This is a genomic window from Xanthobacter albus, assembly GCF_043194895.2.
Classification (GTDB): Bacteria; Pseudomonadota; Alphaproteobacteria; order Rhizobiales; family Xanthobacteraceae; genus Xanthobacter.
Genome location: NZ_CM195532.1, coordinates 539,439 through 554,804, shown reverse-complemented (window position 1 = coordinate 554,804; position 15,366 = coordinate 539,439). Strand labels below are relative to the sequence as shown.

Here is a 15,366-nt window from a genome sequence, read left to right as displayed (position 1 = left end):
CTTTCGGAGCATTTGGCGCCCGCGCAGGCTCGCGGCAATTGCTCCAGGCTCTTGAGACCACGCATTTTCCTTAACGCGAACCGGGACCGGCTTCGCTCGAGAATGCTCCAGACGCTGCCGCGGGCACCGGCGCATGGACCGCCGCCACCGCCGCAGTGCCGTTCCATCCCGATGCCAGGACAGATGGTCATGACCGAAAGCCCGCGCGCCAAGAAGCTCTTGCCGCCCGACCTGTGTGACATCGTCAACCAGTATGACCGCATCGCCCTGGTGTTCCAGGGCGGCGGCGCGCTCGGCGCCTACCAGGCCGGCGTCTACGAGGCGCTGGCCGAGGTGGGCTGCGAGCCCAACTGGATCTCCGGCGTCTCCATCGGCGCCATCAACTCGGCCATCATCGCCGGCAACACGCCCGAGAACCGGGTGCCGCGCCTGCGCGAGTTCTGGGAGACCGTCTCCGCCCGCAAGGCCGCGCCCTGGGCGCCGGAAGGCGACATCTTCCGCCAGTGGCGCAACCAGGTGAGCGCCATGCTCACCATCGTGCAGGGCCAGCCCGGCTTCTTCCGCCCGCGCGTGCCGAGCCCCTGGCTGCTGCCGGCCGGCGCCACCGGCGCCACCTCCCTCTACGACACCTCGCCCCTGCGTGACACGCTGCTGAAGCTGGTGGACTTCGATCTCATCAATTCCGGCGCCAAGCGCTTCTCGGTGGGCGCCGTGAACGTGCGCACCGGCAATTTCATCTATTTCGACAACCGGGAAACCGTCATCGTGCCGGAGCACATCATGGCCTCCGGTGCCCTGCCGCCCGGCTTCCCGGCCATCAAGATCGACGGCGAATACTATTGGGACGGCGGCGTCGTCTCGAACACGCCGCTCCAGTTCCTGCTCGACCAGCCCGACCATCCGAGCGCGCTGGTGTTCCAGGTGGACCTGTTCAGCGCCCGCGGCGCGCTTCCGCGCGACATGTACGACGTCTCCGAGCGGCAGAAGGACATCGGCTATTCGAGCCGCACCCGCTACACCACCGATGTGTTCCGCCGCGTGCAGGAGCTGCGCCAGAAGCTCTACGAGGCGCTCCAGCGCATTCCCGAGCAGCTGCGCTCCGAGGAGGACCGGGCGCTCATCGACGACTATGCCTCCTCGGGTCCCGTCAACATCTGCCACCTGATCTACCAGGAGAAGACCTACGAGAAGGAGTCGAAGGACTACGAATTCTCGTACGCCTCCATGCGCGACCACTGGCAGACCGGCTACGAGGATACGGTGAAGACCCTGCAGCGGGGCGAATGGCTGAAGAAGCCCGAGGACATCGGCATCGTCGTGCACGACATCCACCGCCTGTCCGAGTGACGCCGGCGGCCCGTGGGCGTCGCTCACGGGCCGTTCCTGCCGGCTCGCGGTCAAGTCCGCGCGGTGTCCGTGCGAAACCCGCCTGCGCGTGAAGCGCCGCTTGGCGTCGGTCGAGGACCGGGGCCGGTGGCATCGCCCGCATCCCGGCGCATCCGCCGTTCCCGCCGGGCGGCTTCGCCCGCCCCGGTCCCCGCTCCATGTGCCACCGCGCTTCTTGTCGCCGTCTCAGGCGGCGCGGGCGGCGGGCTGTAGCAGCAGGTCACGCGCGTCCGAGAGCGCGGCGGCGATGCGGGCGGGGTCGTCGGCGTCGCGGTCGAGGGGCTCCAGGGTGGCGATCAGGGCGTCGAGGCGCGCCATCGCCGCCCGCGCCGAGAGGCATTCGCCGGGGTTGGCGATCCAGTAGGCGCCGAGCGTCAGGTAGCCGAGGTCGCCGATGGTGGTCTCCGCCTCGTGCCAGGGCTCCAGCGCCGCATCCTCCTCGGTGGCGCGCGTGAGCACCGCATTGTTGGACTGCAGCTCGAACAGCAGCTCCACGCGGGCGCGGCGCCCCTCGGGCGCGAGCGCGCGGCCCGCCTCGATCACCGCGAGGGTGCGCCGGATGGCGGTGACCGTGCGGCGGAACTGGTCGCGTACCAGGCGCCGCGGCGCGCGCAGTCCCGTCACCCAGGTCACGGCCACGGCGATGCCGGCGCCGATGAGGGTCTCCACCAGCCGGTCGAGGATCAGGTCGCGCACGGGCCCGCCGGTCGCCGCCTCGATGGACAGCAGCGACATGGGCGTCACGAAGATCATCGCCACCGCATAGTTGAGCGGGAGCGTGATGCACATGGCGATGACGCAGGCGACGATCACCGCCACCAGCACCCACGGCGCGGGATCGGCGAACCCCACCAGCGCCACCACGCCGAGGCCGAGCACGGTGCCGGCGGCCCGGTGGATCGCCCGGCGGGTGGTGGCGAGGCGCCCGATCCACAGGTGCAGCACGATGGTGGAGGTGAGGATCGCCCAATAGGGATGCCCCAGCGCGAGCCCCTGGGTGAGCGCGCCCGAGATGCCCGCCGCGAGCCCGATCCGCCAGGCCGTGAACCAGGCGATGGAATGCCGGCGGAAGCCGTGGGCGAACAGGTAGGACAGGCTCGGCCGCCCGAGCATGGCCGGCGTATCCGGCTCGATGTGGACGAGGCGCGCGCCGGGGAAGGCGCGGGCGGCGATGGCGGCGCCGAGCCGCCGGTTGATGTCGAGCATGGCGGCCGTGAAGGCGCGCTGGGCCGGCATCCGCAGCGGGCCGATGGCATTGTCCTGGAACATGAGCCAGGCGCGGTTGACGGCGAAATAGGCGCGGTGCCGCAGCACCCGCAGCCCGTGGTCGAGGCCCGCCCGCGCCGCCGCCTCCCGCTCGAATGCCGCCACCGCCTCGCCGGCCTCGAATACCGCCTGCTTCTCCGGCCGGTGCAGGTCCGGGATCAGGAACGCGAGGGTGAGGAGGGCGGTGAGGAGGCAGGCGAAGCCGGTCATGCCCACGGCGTGCCAGCCGATATCGCCGAACAGGCCGAAATAGCTGCCGATGGCGGCGGCGTAGAACAGGTGGAGCGGGCCGGGCCCGCGGGTGAGCACGAAGGCGTAATAGGCGGTGGAGGTGGCGAGGATGATGGCCACCGTGGCCGGGATCACCAGCCATTGCAGCGGCGCGATGAGGACGCCGACCGCCATGGAGAGGGTGATCGCGCTGCCCACCAGCAGGCCGGTCTTGATGCGCGCCAGCAGCGCGCGCCCGCTCTCCCATTGCGCCAGCATGGCGCCGAACAGCGACATGGGCCCGATGGTGGTGCCGAAGATCGCGCAGGCGGTCACGATCGTCACCGAGGAGGTGATCCCCGTGCGCAGCGCGTTCCTCAAGGCGCCGGTCTCCCGGCTGTTGATGATGAAGAGGCCGATGATGAACCGGCGGATGGCGGAGGGCGTGGTCATGCGCGCGCTCGCGCGCGCCGCCGGCCGGGGCGGGGGAGATGGGTCATGATGGGCAGATGGGTCCGGGCGGTCTGGAAGGCTGGTCCTGCGTCCCTCGGGAGGGGCGTAAAATGACCTAATGTTCATTTAAAGTCCAGCCGTCCCCCCGGTCCTCATCCGTCCCCTTCGGGCGGCCCGAAGCACAAGGTGATCTGCGCCGCGAACAGCGCGGCGATGTCCACGCGGTGGAGCGGGTCGATGACGCCGTTGTGGATCACGCCGATCCAGAGCGGCGCCGCCAGCAGGTGCGGGTGGCGCGCCAGGGTGTCGTCCTTCACCTCGCCGCGCGCGTGGGCGCGGCGGGCGAGGGCGCCGAGGTGGGCGAGGAAGGGGTCGTACACCTCCCGTCGGTAGGTCTCGATGAGGAACGGGAACTTCGCGCCCTCGGCGATGACGAGCCGGGCCACCGCCGCCCGCCCGCCCTGCTCGATGGTCTCCATCACCGGCAGCAGGGTGCGCCTGATATAGGCGGCGACGCTCTCGCCGGGGCCGATCTCCTGCTGCTCCGCCTCGCCCAGCGGATTGGTGATGACATCGCTGACGATGCCGGCGAACAGGGCTTCCTTGGTCTCGAAATAGAGGTAGGAGGTGCCCTTCGCCACGCCCGCCCGGCGCGCGATGGAGGCCATGGTGGCGGCGGCGAAGCCGCGCTCCAGGAACTCCGCCATGGCCGCCGCGATGATCGCCGCCCGCGTGCGCGCCGTCTTCTCCCGGCTCGGCCCGCGCGTGCGCGGCCGCGCCTCCTCCTGCTGCCCGCCCCCGGCCACGCTCCACCCTCCGCGACGTTTCGGGTCCCGATGGACCCCTCCGTCATCTGCGCGAGGTCCACCGGAGATTGCAAGGCGGCGTGGGCCCGCGCGGCGCCATGCCCCGCCGCATGGCGGCCGAAGGACGCGGGCGCCGCGCGGGCCCACGGCCGGCGGAGATCCGGTTCTTCCCGTCCGCCCGGCGCATGGCGCGTGCCGGAGGGCGCGCACCCGTGGGAACCGCCCGCGCCTTGCGCGCGCCGGCCGGCGAGACCATGTTTCCCGCCCCGGCGCGCATCGCGGGGGCCGGGCCCGCCCGCCCCGCCGGTGCGCTGGAGGCCGGTGGAATGCAGGTGATGGGGAACGGCATGGCGTCCATCCCACGCGCGCGGGCGGGGGACCTGACAGCGGGGCTTTGCGTCGCGGGCCTGCTGCTGCCCGAGGCGGTGGCCTATGCGGGCATCGCCGGGCTGCCCCCGCAGCAGGGCATCTTCGCCGCCATCGCCGGCTGCCTGGTCTATGGGCTCGCCGGCCGCAGCCGTTTCGCCATCGTCTCGCCCACCTCCTCCTCCGCCGCCATCCTGGCGGCCACGCTGGCGATGCTGCCCGGCTCGGGCGCCGTCAAGGTCGCGGCCACCACGGTGATGGTGGCGTTCGCCGCCGCCTTCCTGCTGATCGCCGCCTTCGCGCGGCTGGGCAACTTCACCGGCTTCGTCTCGCGCCCGGTGCTGCGCGGCTTCGCGTTCGGCCTCGCCGTCACCATCATCATCCGCCAGCTCCCGCACATGGTGGGGGTTGAGCCGCAATCCACCGATCTCGTTCACATCCTCGTCCAGCTCGCGGGGGAGCTGCCGCGCTGGAATCTCGCCGCGCTGGCCACCGGCGGCGGCGCCCTCGCGGCGCTGCTGGCGCTCCGGCGCTTTCCCGCCGTCCCCGGCGCCCTGCTGGTCCTCGCCGGCGGGGTCGCGGCCTCCATGGCCCTCGACCTGCCGGCGCGCGGGGTGGCGGTGGTCGGGGCCATCGACATCGTGCCGGCGTGGCCCGCGTGGCCGTCCCTGACCTGGGCCGAGTATTCGCAGCTCGCCCAGTTCGCGCTGCCGCTGGTGCTCATCCTGTTCGCGGAATCCTGGGGCACCATCCGCGCCATGGCGCTGCGCCACGGCGAGCCGGTGGAGGCGGACCGCGAGCTCGCCGCCCTCGGCCTCGCCAACCTCGCCGCGGCGCTGGTGCAGGGCATGCCCGTGGGCGCGGGCTTTTCCGCCGGCAATGCGAGCGAGGCGGCGGGCGGGGCCACCCGCGCCACCGCCATCGTCACCGCGCTGGGGCTCGCCGCCCTGGTCGCCTTCGGCGGGACCTTCGTCGCTCACCTGCCGGAGCCGGTGCTGGCGGCGGTGGTGATCGCGGCCCTGGTCCACGCGCTGGACCCGGCGCCGTTCGCGCGGCTTTTGACCCTCGGCCGCGACCAATATGTGGCGCTGGCGGCGGCGGCCGCGGTGCTCACGCTCGGCATCCTCGACGGGATGCTGGTGGCCATCGCCCTGTCGCTGGCGGCGGTGGTGCGGCGGCTCGCGGCGCCGCAGGTCCTGCGGCTGGGGCGGCTCGGCGCCACCCATGATTATGTGGACATCGAACGCCACCCGGATGCCGTCCCGCCGCCGGGCATCGCCATCTGGCGGCCGGCGCAGCCGCTGTTCTTCGCCAATGCCGATCGGGTCCTGGGCCTCATCCTCGCCCGCTCGCGCGCCATTGCCGGCCTGACCGCGGTGGTGGTGAGCCTGGAGGAGAGCTTCGACCTGGACAGCACCGCGCTCGAGGCGCTGGTGGAGCTGGATACGGCCATGGCGGGTGCCGGCCTGCGCCTGCAGCTCGCCCGCGCCCATGACCGGGTGCGCGACCTGCTGCTGGCCGCCGGCGCCCGCGATCTCGCCGCGCGCTGCAGCTACAGCGTCGATGACGCGGTGGCGGCGGTGGGCCCGCCGGGCGACACGGCGCCCCCCTCCGCCGGCTGACGGCAGGGCGCGAGAACCCGCCGCGCGGCCCCTTGGGCAAGCCCGCGCGGCGCTGGAGCGAAGGCCGCCCGGCGCGTCCGCGTCTCTCATGCGATGGTGTGCGGTTTCGGCCCCGAACGGTCGTGAGCGGTCGCGGCGCGCCGACGCGGTCGCCGTGCCCCCCTGCGTCCCGTCATGGGGGCCGGGCTCAGCCTCCGGTGAAGGGGGCTTGCGCGCGCCGGTCAAGGACCGGGGTCGATGGCATGCGGCTCCGGCGCGTCCGCGTCTCTCATGCGATGGTGCACGGTTTCGGCCCCGCACGGTCGCGAGGCCGCGGCGCGCAGATGCGGTCGCCGTGCCCCCTGCGTCCCGTCATGGGGGCCGGGCTCAGCCTCCGGTGAAGGCGGGCTTGCGCGCGCCGGTCAAGGACCGGGGTCGATGGCATGCGGCTCCGGCGCGTCCGCGTCTCTCATGCGATGGTGCACGGTTTCGGCGCCGCACGGTTGCGAGCGGCCGGGCCCGCAGGCCCGGTCGTCGTGCCCGCCTGGTCCCGCCACGGGCGCGGCCTCAGCCCCCGGTGAAGGCGGGCTTGCGCTTTTCGTGGAAGGCTTCGACGCCCTCGTTGAAGTCGTGGGACTGGCGCAGGCGGCTGTAGCAGTGGCCTTCCAGCTCGATGGCGATGGACAGGGGGCAGTCCTCGGTGTCGTTCAGCAGCTTCTTGGCGGTGCGCTGGGCGATGGGCGAGAAGGCGACCAGCTCCGCCACCAGGGCGTCGGTGGCCTTTTCCAGGTCGGCGTCGGCCACCTTCTCGGTGGCGATGCCCCAGGCCAGGGCCTCGTCGGCGCTGATGCGCTTGGAGCGCATGACGATGTCCTTGGTGCGGGTGATGCCGACCATCTTCTGCAGCCGGGCCGAGCCGCCGGAGCCGGGGATCTGGCCGAGCTTCTGCTCGGGCAGGGCGTATTGGGTGGTGTCGGTGACGATGCGGAAATCGCACGCCAGCGACAGTTCGAAGCCGACGCCGAAGCAATAGCCGCGGTTGGCGGCGATCACGGGCTTGGCGGCGCGGGCGGGGGCGGCGATGTTCCAGGCGAGCCGGGAGACGTGCTCCGGGGTGGCTTCCATGAAGCCCTTGATGTTGCCGCCGGAGGAGAAATGCTCGCCGATGGCGCGCACGACGATGACGCGCACGCGCTCGTCCTCGTCCAGGGTCTCGAAGGCGATGCGGAGCTGGTCGCGCTGGGCCATGGAGACGACGTTGTAGGGCGGGCGCTCCAGGATGATGTCGGCGCGGGCTTGGGCCTCGTCGATCTCGACGCGGAAGCCGTCCAGGGCCGAAAGGCGCGGATCGGCGAAGGGGTAGGCGGCGGGCATGGATGAGACCTCGTTGTCGGCCCCGGCGGTAGAGGCTTCGGTTTCGGGGCGTGCGCGCGCGGCCTCAGCCCTGGGCGGGCCCCGGCGCGGCGCCGGCCTCGCGCAGGGTGCGGCGGTCGATCTTCAGCAGGGTGGTGCGGGGCAGGCGCTCCGCGAAGGTGATGAAGCGGGGCACCTTGTAGCCGCCGAGGGCGCGGTGCACCCGTTCCCGCAGCTCCGCCTCCAGCGCCGGGCCGCCCGCGTGCCCCGGCCGCAGCACCACATGGGCGCTCACCTGGGTGAGGCCGTCGGCATCCGGCGCCGGCACCACGGCGGCCTCGTAGACCGCCGCGTGGGCGGTCAGCTCGGCCTCGATCTCCACCGGGGAGACCCACAGGCCCTTCACCTTGAACACGTCGTTGGAACGGCCGGCGAACCAGAAGAAGCCGTCCTCGTCGTAATAAAGCTCGTCCCCGGTGCGGGCCCAGCCGCCGCGGAAGGTCTCCAGCGACTTCTCCAGCTTGCGCCAGTAGAAGAGAGCGCCGGTGGTGCTGCGCACCTCCGCCTCGCCCACCACGCCGGGCCCGGTCACGGGCGCGCCGTCGCGGTCCACGAGGCGCAGCTCGAAGCCGAACACCGGCTTGCCCAGGCTGCCGCGCCGGAATTCCGCCGGCCGGTTGGCGATCCACTCGTAGGTCACCTCCGAGGAGCCGATGGAATCCATCAGCTCCACGCCGAATACCTGTCCGAACCGCTCGAAGATCTCCGGTGGCACCTTCTCGGAGGCGGTGATGGCGAGGCGCACCGAGGAGAAATCGGGCGTGTGGCCGGTTTCCTCCACGTGGGCGATGAGGTTCTTCACGATGGTGGGCACGGTGATGAGCTTGGTGGGCCGCTCGCGCTCCACCACGGCGATTACGTTGCCCGGCGCCGCCGGGGCCCGCGAGATGACCGCCCGCGCGCCCCAGTAGAGCGGGATCAGCACGCCCGGCCACAGGCCGTGGGTGAAGAACTTCTTCGAGGTCGCGTGCACCACGTCATCCGGCGTGTAGGACCAGAACGCGCCCTGCCGCTCGGGGATGAGGCGGAAGTCGTGCACGAGATGGGGAATGCCCTTCGCCGTGCCGGTGGTGCCGCCGGAATAGAACATGTAGGCGATGTCGTGGCGGTGCGGCCGTGCCGGCGCCACCGGCGGATGCGCCTCGCCCAGCAGCGCGTCGAGCCGCAGGCGCGGGGGGCCGCCGGCCGCGCTCACCTCTGGGGTTCCGGCGTCGGCGGGGCGCACCAGCACCCGGCGCAGGGTCTGCGGCAGGCGGGCGGCGATGGCGTCGAGCTTGGCGGCCTGCTCGGCGTCGATCAGCAGCACGGCGGCGTCGGTATCCTCCAGGAAATAGAGGAGGTTCTCCGCCCGGTAGGCATCGGAGACCACCACCGGCACGGCGCCGAGGCGCACCGCGCCCAGCCAGAAGGCGATGAACTCCAGGCTGTCGCTGCCGAAGATCAGGAGGCGCTCGCCGCGCCGCAGCTCCACCGCGGCCAGGGCAGCGGCGGCGCGCTCCACCTCGCCCAGCAGGTCGGCATAGGTCAGGTGGCGCCCGTCCACCGAGAGCGCGACGCGCCCGCCGTCGCCGGCGGCCACGTGGCGGTCGAGCAGCAGCGCGGTGGGCTCGAAGCGCTCCTCCACCGGCGGGTCCTGCCAGGACAGCCAGTCGGGGGAGTGGGGGTAGGCGGAGGAATCTCGAAGGGTCATCTGTGCTTCAGCTCGATCATGCGGCGGCGGGCAGGCCCGCTCAGGCCGCCCGGTCCTGGGCCTGCCGGCCGTTCTTGTAGGCGGCGATGATGTGGCGGCGCCCGGCCTCCCGGCGCGGGTCGCCCTGGTGGATCAGCTCGCCGTGGTGCAGCACCGCCGCCCGCTCGGCCACCGACAGCACGAGGTCGAGATCGTGCTCGATCCACAGCACCGAGAGGTCGTTGCGGGAGCGGGCGAGGCCGATCATCTCCGCGATCAGCGGCCGCTCGTCGTGGGCGAGGCCAGAGGCCGGCTCGTCGAGCAGCAGCAGCGCCGGCTCGCTGGCCAGCGCGCGGGCGAGGTCCACCCGGCGCAGGATGCCGAGCGGCAGGTCGGCGCAGCGCTCGTGCGCGGCGCCCGCGAGGCCGGTGAGCTCCAGCAGGGCGGCCGCGCGGGCGGTGTTCTCCCGCTCCTCGCGCAGCGCCCGCAGCGGCAGGAGCAGGGAGGAGAAGGCGCCGAGGCGGAAGCGCGGCACCAGGCCGAGCAGCACGTTTTCCAGCACGCTCAGCCCGCCCACGAGGTGCATGCCCTGGAAGGTGCGGCTCACGCCCGCGCGGATGATGCCGTGCGGGGGCAGGCGATCGATGCGCGCGCCGTCCACCGCGATGCTGCTGCCGGCGGAGGGCCGGTAGATGCCGCTGACGCAGTTCAGCAGGGCCGACTTGCCCGCCCCGTTGGGGCCGATGAGGGCCAGCACCTCGCCCGGCGCGAGATCGAGCGTGATGTGGTCGAGGACGCTGACCCCGCCGAATTCCAGGCTGACGGAGCGGAGGGACAGGCGCGGTGCTTCAGCCATGGGCGGCCTCGCTGGCGGGGGAGAGGCCGAGCATCACGTCGTGGATGGCGTCGAGGTCGCCCTCGTCCAGCCGCGCGAAGTCGGCGACGGGCCGGCCGCGGTCGATCACCACCGCGCGGTCGGCGAGGTGCGGCAGCCAGTTGCTGTCGGATTCCGCCACCAGCGCGGAGAGGCCCAGCTCGGCCCGCAGCCGCCGGAGGCTGGCGCAGAAATCCTCGATGATTGGCACGGCGAGGCCGAGGGTCGGCTCGTCCAGCAGGATCAGGCGGGGGGTGCCGAGCAGGCTCACCCCCAGCGCCAGCATCTGCTGCTCGCCGCCGGAGAGGTTGCCGGCCAGGGTCTCCCGCCGCTCGCCGAGGCGCGGGAACCAGGAGAGCACGTCGTCGAGCCGCACCCGGTCGCCGCGGGCGCGGGCGGCGCCGATGCGCAGGTTCTCGCGCACGGTGAGGAGCGGGAACACCTTCTCGCGCTCCGGTACCAGCGAGATGCCGGCGGCGAGGCGCGCCCGCACGTCCCCCCACGGGAAAAGGCGGCCTTCGAAGTGCTGGGTGCCGGAAATCCGCGCGACGGAGCGCAGGGCGCCGGAAAGCGCCAGCAGCGTCGTGGTCTTGCCGGCGCCGTTGGCGCCCACCAGGGCCACGCTCTCGCCCGCCTCCACCTTCAGGTCGAGGCCGCGGACCGCCGGGCGCAGGCCATAGGCCACCTCCAGGCGGCCGAGGAGAAGACCGGAGCTCATCGCCCGCCCTCCTTCCGCAGCCACGCCAGCACCCGCGACGGCGCCTTCAGCAGGCTCGCCGCCAGGATGGCGCCCAGCGCGATGTTCTCGATGCCCGCCACATGGGCGGCGGCGGGAATGGCGAGCGCCCGCAGCGTCCCGTCGATGGCCACCGGCAGCAGCAGCACCACATAGGAGGCGACGATGGCGCCGCGCAGGCTGCCCGGCCCGCCCAGGGCGACGATGGTGAGGAAGGCCACCGCCAGGTGCAGGGAATAGCTACCGGCCTGCACGTTGCCGAGGTGGTAGGCGGAAAGCACCCCGCCCGCCGCCGTGATGGCGGAGGTGAGGGTGAACACCGCCGCGCGCGCCCGCACCTGGGAGATGCCGAACACGGTGGCCGCCGCCGGGTCCTCGCGCAGGAAGGTCCAGGCGCGGCCCACGTGGCCCCGGCGCAGGAAGGAGAGCCCCGCCCACACCAGCGCCAGCGCCGCCAGCACCAGCCCCCACCAGCGCAGCTGCGTGTCGATGGGGAGGCCGAGCACCACCGGCGGCTCCAGCAGGAAGCCGGTGGCGTGGGTGACCTTGATCTCGATGTCGCTGGCGACGATCTCCACCACATAATGGAAGCCGAAGGTGGCGACCGCGAGATAGAGGCCGGACACCCGCAGCGTGAGCAGCGCCAGCAGCGCGCCCAGCAGCAGCCCCAGCGCCGCCGCCACCGCCACCGCGGGCAGCAGGCCGAGCCCGAGCTGGGTGGCGAGCAGGGCGGCGGTGAAGGCGCCCACCGCCATGAAGGCGGCCTGGCCGAGGGACAGCAGGCCGGCGGTGCCGGTGAGCACCGTGAGGCTCATGCCGCCGATGGCGAGGATGCCGCCGGAGACGGCCAGATGCAGGGCATAATCCCCCAGCAGCACCGGCAGCACGATGCCGGCGGCGGCCGCCGCCGGCCACAGGGCGGCGCGCGTGCTCCATCCATGGGCGGCGGCCGGCGCGGCGGGGGCCGGCGTCGAAGGGGCGAAGGAAACGGTGGCGGCGGGTTCGGCGGACATCGCTCACACCCTCTCGATGCTTTCGGCGCGGTTGCCGATGCCGCGCGGGCGCACGATGAGCAGCGCCAGCAGCGACAGGATGGGCACCACCTGGCTGTAGCGGGCATCGAACCACGCGGTGGTGAGGTTTTCCGCCAGCGCCAGCAGGAGCGCGCCGATGACCGCGCCGGCGGGATTGGTGAGGCCGCCGATGATGGCGGCCACGATGCCCGAGAGCCCCACCGAGGCGCCCTCGATGGAGACCGAGGAGAAGGCCGCCGACGCCATGCCGCCGATGGCGCTGAACACCGCCGCCAGGACCCAGATGCTGAGCAGCCGGCGGTTCACGGGGATGCCGCGCAGGCGGGCGAGGCTGCGGTTGGAGGAGAGCGCCTGGCTCTCGATGCCGAAATCGCTGTGGCGCAGCAGCACCAGCACCGCCACCAGCAGCACCGCGCCGATGGCGATGATGGTGGGGGTGAGCAGCGGCACCCGCGTGCCGAACACGGTGGTGAAGCCGAGGCGGATGGGCAGGCGGGAGATCTCGCCGCCCCAGCCGGCGGCCAGCAGCCCCAGCAGCACCACGCCCACCGCCACCGTGATGATGGTGCCGATGAAGTGGTCGTTGCCGGGATTGAGCCGCTCCACCAGCAGGTAGAGCACCGCGCCGATGGCGGCGGCGGCCAGCAGCGCGGCGGCGAGCCCGGCCGCGAAGCCCGGCAGGCCGGGGCCCGCCAGGGCCCAGCCGTCGCGCAGCACGTAGGCCGCCACCGCGCCGATCTCGCCGACGCAGAATACCAGCACCCGGCTCGCCCGGTAGACGAACACGACCGCCAGGGCGAGGATCGCGTAGACGACGCCGATGCCGAGCGTCGACAGCGCGAAGGAGATCGACAGCATCGGCGCCGGCCTCACTTCTTGGCGACGGCGGGCGCGCTGGTGGCCGGCAGCCACGCGCCGACCGGAGAGAAGCTCTTCTTCTCATGGTCGAAGCGGTAGAGCCGGTAGGCCGAGCTGCCGTAATGGTCGGTGGCGGAGAACTTGACGGGCGCGCCGGAAAGCCCGCCGGTGTCCACGGAAACCTGCTCCAGCGCCTTGGTGAAGGCGGCGCGGTCGCAGGGCTCGCCGCACTTGGCGGCGGCGTCGGCCACCACCAGACCCAGGGTCCAGCCGGCGGCGTGGTAGGTCAGAAGCTCCTTGAAGCCGGCGGACTTGGCGGCGGCGCGCAGGGCTTCCGCCTGGGGGCCGGGGCCCTGGCCGTCCACGATGTAGCGGCTGTAGGTGTAGAGCTTGAGGTCGGGCGCGTCGCGCACCGCGTCGCGCAGGGCATCGACGCCGATGCCGGATTCCATGTTGAGATAGACGCCGTCATAGCCCGCAGCCCCCAGGGCCGGGAGCAGCGACACCACGTGGCCGCGGCCGAAGCAGTCGGTGACCACGTCGGGGTTGATGGCCATCACCTTGTCCACCACGCCGCGGAAGTCGCGCTGGGTGAGCGGCACGATGATGCTCTCCACCTTGGTGAAACCGTTGGCCTCTGCGGATTTGGTGGCGGCCTCGCAGGCCAGGATGCTGCCGGGCGACTCGAAGCCGAGGCACACCAGCGTCTTGCCCTTGGGCGCGATCTCCCGCGCGAACTTGCCGGCGGCCTCGCCGGTCACGGAGAAGATGAGGCCGGTGGCGAAGGCGTTGGGGGTGGCGGGCGGCAGCGCCAGGGGAATGTTGGCGGGATAGGCGGCCACCACCGGCAGGCCCAGCTTCTCGGCCGAGGCGTAGACCGCCGCGTGGGTGTTGGAGACGGCGAGGCCGAGGATGGCGAGCACGTTCGCCGCCGCCAGCTCCTGCACCGCGTTCACGGAGCGCTGGGTGTCGCTCTGGATGTCGCGCACCTCGATCTGGAAGGGGCGCCCATTGACGCCGCCGGACCTGTTGAGCTGGTCCACGAACAGCTGGAACCCGTCGAGGGTCGCCTTGAACGTGCCCTGCATGGGGCCGGACGCGTCGGTGAGATAGCCGAAGCGGAAGGGCTCGGGCGCCGCCGCGGCGGGCGCGGTGGCGAGGCAGGCGAGGGTGAGGCCCAGCGCCAGCCCCCCGAGAACACGGCTTTTTTCAGAGGACATTCCACGGCTGCCTTGATTGATCTGCCAATTCAAGCACTTGGAGAATGCGGCCAGCGCGGCGGGCGGCATCGTCCAGGCGACTATAATTTAATAGATGGATTTTATCATAAATCTGTCAAGCGAATTTTGGTATTCGCAGATGCAAATTCGCGCGCCGCAGGGCCTGAATGAGGAGGAGGGGCTGGAGCGCGGCGCTTCGCAACCGCTGCTTCGGTGCCGAGTGTGCGGGCGGGGTGGCCAGTCGCCCTGGGTCGTGCCCGGCTCCGGCCGGGAGCTTGGCGCCGCGTCGGCGGCCCGCGTGAGGGAATGCGTCCCTCATGCTCTGGAGCGATTGCTGTTAGCCGATGGGGGCGACAGGAGCTTCCGGCCCGCGCGGCGTTCGCGCGGGCCGATGCCTCAGATGTCGACGATCCAGGGCGGCGGAGCGAAGCCCGCGTCGCTCGCCCCCGCGGCAGGTGTCGCGGGCGTCGCCGCGGCGTGGCGGCGGCCGTTGTTGATGAGCGTCTGGATGGTCACGGATTTCAGGGTCGCGGAGGCGATGCGGTCGATCTCGTCGAGCACCCTGTTGACCTCGCGCGCCAGGGGCGGCAGCGCGCCGCCGCCGGGCGGGTGCGCCTCCTCGTGCCCTTCGAGCAGGAGGATGAGATCGTACATGGTGAGCCGCTTGGCGTTGCCCGTGAAGGTGCAGCCGCCGCCGGGCCCGCGCACGGATTCCACGATGCCGGCCAGCGACAGGGTGCGCAGCACCTTGGCGAGATGATGCTGGGACATGCCGTATTTCGCGGCCAGCTCGCTGGCCGAGACCTGCTCGCCCGGCCGCGCCGCCAGCTCGACCACCGCCCAGATGGCGTACCAGGTGGAATAATGCAGCTTCATGGCGGTCAGGCGGATGCGGCCGGGTCGGCCGGCGGGGTCGAGGTGAGCATCTCCAGCTCGATGAAGGGGCCGGCCATCATGCCCTGGCTGCGGAAGAAGGACATCAGCAGGTCGTCCTCCACATGCAGGATGGTGCGCACCTTGCGGATGCCGAGCTGGCGGAAACGGACCCGCAGCGCCTCGAACAGCAGGGCGCCGAGCCCTTCCTGCCGCGCGTCCGGGTCCACGCCGATGGCGTAGAGCCAGCCGGAGGGCGGGGCGCCGAACTCCCATTCGCGCACCTCGCCCAGCACATAGCCGAGGATGCGCTCGGCATCGTGCGCCACCAGGAATGGCCGGGCGTGGGCCAGGTACTTGGCCGAGGAATACTTGCCGTACCAGAGGTCGGGCTTCGAGATGCCGGTGATGCGCGCGTCGATGTCGATCACGCGCGCCACGTCCGCCACCTCGGCGTCGCGGATGAGCATGGCCGTCCTTTCCGGGTCCATGGCTGGGGTCGGGTGTCCGAAGGCGGTTGTCAGGGTGCCTTTATTCGTATACTCGTACTATAATTCAATTTAACAGCGCGGCCCCAATTTTTGAAGGATGCCGCGGGAGT

General features: G+C 72.1%; 13 protein-coding genes. 2 read left to right on the top strand and 11 right to left on the bottom strand.

The genetic code is table 11. From position 1 onward, the window contains the following. Positions 1 to 189: 189 nt before the first annotated feature. On the top strand, positions 190 to 1,347 hold the full coding sequence (locus V5F75_RS02500) for a patatin-like phospholipase family protein (RefSeq protein ID WP_394032943.1): 1,158 nt from the start codon (positions 190 to 192) through the stop codon (positions 1,345 to 1,347). A gap of 225 nt (positions 1,348 to 1,572) precedes the next feature. Here the strand turns inward: V5F75_RS02500 and V5F75_RS02495 are convergent, their stop codons facing one another. Both V5F75_RS02495 and V5F75_RS02490 read right to left on the bottom strand, forming a co-directional pair. After that, positions 1,573 to 3,315 (bottom strand): FUSC family protein, encoded by a 1,743-nt coding sequence (locus V5F75_RS02495; RefSeq protein ID WP_394032942.1) that lies wholly within the window; start codon positions 3,313 to 3,315, stop codon positions 1,573 to 1,575. A 152-nt stretch (positions 3,316 to 3,467) separates the two neighbouring features. Continuing rightward, positions 3,468 to 4,121: a TetR/AcrR family transcriptional regulator gene (locus V5F75_RS02490; protein ID WP_394032941.1), complete on the bottom strand. Its 654-nt coding sequence runs from the start codon at positions 4,119 to 4,121 to the stop codon at positions 3,468 to 3,470. 347 nt (positions 4,122 to 4,468) lie between these two features. Between V5F75_RS02490 and V5F75_RS02485 the strand changes: the two genes are divergently transcribed. Continuing rightward, on the top strand, positions 4,469 to 6,109 hold the full coding sequence (locus V5F75_RS02485) for a SulP family inorganic anion transporter (RefSeq protein ID WP_394033623.1): 1,641 nt from the start codon (positions 4,469 to 4,471) through the stop codon (positions 6,107 to 6,109). Between the two features lie 546 nt (positions 6,110 to 6,655). On the opposite strand, the gene V5F75_RS02480 is transcribed toward V5F75_RS02485, so the two are convergent. The 9 genes from V5F75_RS02480 to V5F75_RS02440 all read right to left on the bottom strand — a co-directional run bounded on the left by V5F75_RS02480 (position 6,656) and on the right by V5F75_RS02440 (position 15,235). Next, positions 6,656 to 7,462, bottom strand: coding sequence for an enoyl-CoA hydratase/isomerase family protein (locus tag V5F75_RS02480; RefSeq protein ID WP_394032940.1), 807 nt, complete (start codon positions 7,460 to 7,462; stop codon positions 6,656 to 6,658). A gap of 64 nt (positions 7,463 to 7,526) precedes the next feature. Continuing rightward, a complete protein-coding gene (locus V5F75_RS02475; protein WP_394032939.1) occupies positions 7,527 to 9,191 on the bottom strand; it encodes an AMP-binding protein in 1,665 nt (554 codons plus the stop codon). Between the two features lie 40 nt (positions 9,192 to 9,231). Further along, positions 9,232 to 10,026 carry an ABC transporter ATP-binding protein gene (locus V5F75_RS02470; protein ID WP_394032938.1) on the bottom strand — a complete coding sequence of 265 codons (795 nt, stop codon included), beginning with the start codon at positions 10,024 to 10,026 and terminating at the stop codon, positions 9,232 to 9,234. After that, positions 10,019 to 10,762, bottom strand: a complete 744-nt coding sequence (locus tag V5F75_RS02465; RefSeq protein WP_394032937.1) for an ABC transporter ATP-binding protein — start codon at positions 10,760 to 10,762, stop codon at positions 10,019 to 10,021. Before V5F75_RS02465 ends, V5F75_RS02470 begins: the two co-directional genes overlap by 8 nt. Then, complete coding sequence (locus tag V5F75_RS02460; protein ID WP_394032936.1) at positions 10,759 to 11,793, bottom strand: branched-chain amino acid ABC transporter permease; 1,035 nt, start codon at positions 11,791 to 11,793, stop codon at positions 10,759 to 10,761. Before V5F75_RS02460 ends, V5F75_RS02465 begins: the two co-directional genes overlap by 4 nt. Positions 11,794 to 11,796: 3 nt before the next feature. Then, positions 11,797 to 12,672 (bottom strand): branched-chain amino acid ABC transporter permease, encoded by an 876-nt coding sequence (locus V5F75_RS02455; protein WP_394032935.1) that lies wholly within the window; start codon positions 12,670 to 12,672, stop codon positions 11,797 to 11,799. An 11-nt stretch (positions 12,673 to 12,683) separates the two neighbouring features. Then, a complete protein-coding gene (locus V5F75_RS02450) occupies positions 12,684 to 13,892 on the bottom strand; it encodes an ABC transporter substrate-binding protein (protein WP_394032934.1) in 1,209 nt (402 codons plus the stop codon). A 396-nt stretch (positions 13,893 to 14,288) separates the two neighbouring features. After that, a complete protein-coding gene (locus V5F75_RS02445) occupies positions 14,289 to 14,768 on the bottom strand; it encodes an RrF2 family transcriptional regulator (protein ID WP_394038097.1) in 480 nt (159 codons plus the stop codon). 5 nt (positions 14,769 to 14,773) lie between these two features. Next, positions 14,774 to 15,235 carry a GNAT family N-acetyltransferase gene (locus V5F75_RS02440; RefSeq protein WP_393988736.1) on the bottom strand — a complete coding sequence of 154 codons (462 nt, stop codon included), beginning with the start codon at positions 15,233 to 15,235 and terminating at the stop codon, positions 14,774 to 14,776. Positions 15,236 to 15,366: the final 131 nt, after the last annotated feature.

Excerpts from the sequence above, each read along its gene's own strand:
- V5F75_RS02500 (WP_394032943.1), top strand. The coding sequence starts at position 190 with ATGACCGAAAGCCCGCGCGCCAAGAAGCTCTTGCCGCCCGACCTGTGT.
- V5F75_RS02495 (WP_394032942.1), bottom strand. The coding sequence starts at position 3,315 with ATGACCACGCCCTCCGCCATCCGCCGGTTCATCATCGGCCTCTTCATC.
- V5F75_RS02485 (WP_394033623.1), top strand. The coding sequence starts at position 4,469 with ATGGCGTCCATCCCACGCGCGCGGGCGGGGGACCTGACAGCGGGGCTT.
- V5F75_RS02480 (WP_394032940.1), bottom strand. The coding sequence starts at position 7,462 with ATGCCCGCCGCCTACCCCTTCGCCGATCCGCGCCTTTCGGCCCTGGAC.
- V5F75_RS02475 (WP_394032939.1), bottom strand. The coding sequence starts at position 9,191 with ATGACCCTTCGAGATTCCTCCGCCTACCCCCACTCCCCCGACTGGCTG.
- V5F75_RS02470 (WP_394032938.1), bottom strand. The coding sequence starts at position 10,026 with ATGGCTGAAGCACCGCGCCTGTCCCTCCGCTCCGTCAGCCTGGAATTC.
- V5F75_RS02465 (WP_394032937.1), bottom strand. The coding sequence starts at position 10,762 with ATGAGCTCCGGTCTTCTCCTCGGCCGCCTGGAGGTGGCCTATGGCCTG.
- V5F75_RS02460 (WP_394032936.1), bottom strand. The coding sequence starts at position 11,793 with ATGTCCGCCGAACCCGCCGCCACCGTTTCCTTCGCCCCTTCGACGCCG.
- V5F75_RS02455 (WP_394032935.1), bottom strand. The coding sequence starts at position 12,672 with ATGCTGTCGATCTCCTTCGCGCTGTCGACGCTCGGCATCGGCGTCGTC.
- V5F75_RS02450 (WP_394032934.1), bottom strand. The coding sequence starts at position 13,892 with ATGTCCTCTGAAAAAAGCCGTGTTCTCGGGGGGCTGGCGCTGGGCCTC.
- V5F75_RS02445 (WP_394038097.1), bottom strand. The coding sequence starts at position 14,768 with ATGAAGCTGCATTATTCCACCTGGTACGCCATCTGGGCGGTGGTCGAG.
- V5F75_RS02440 (WP_393988736.1), bottom strand. The coding sequence starts at position 15,235 with ATGCTCATCCGCGACGCCGAGGTGGCGGACGTGGCGCGCGTGATCGAC.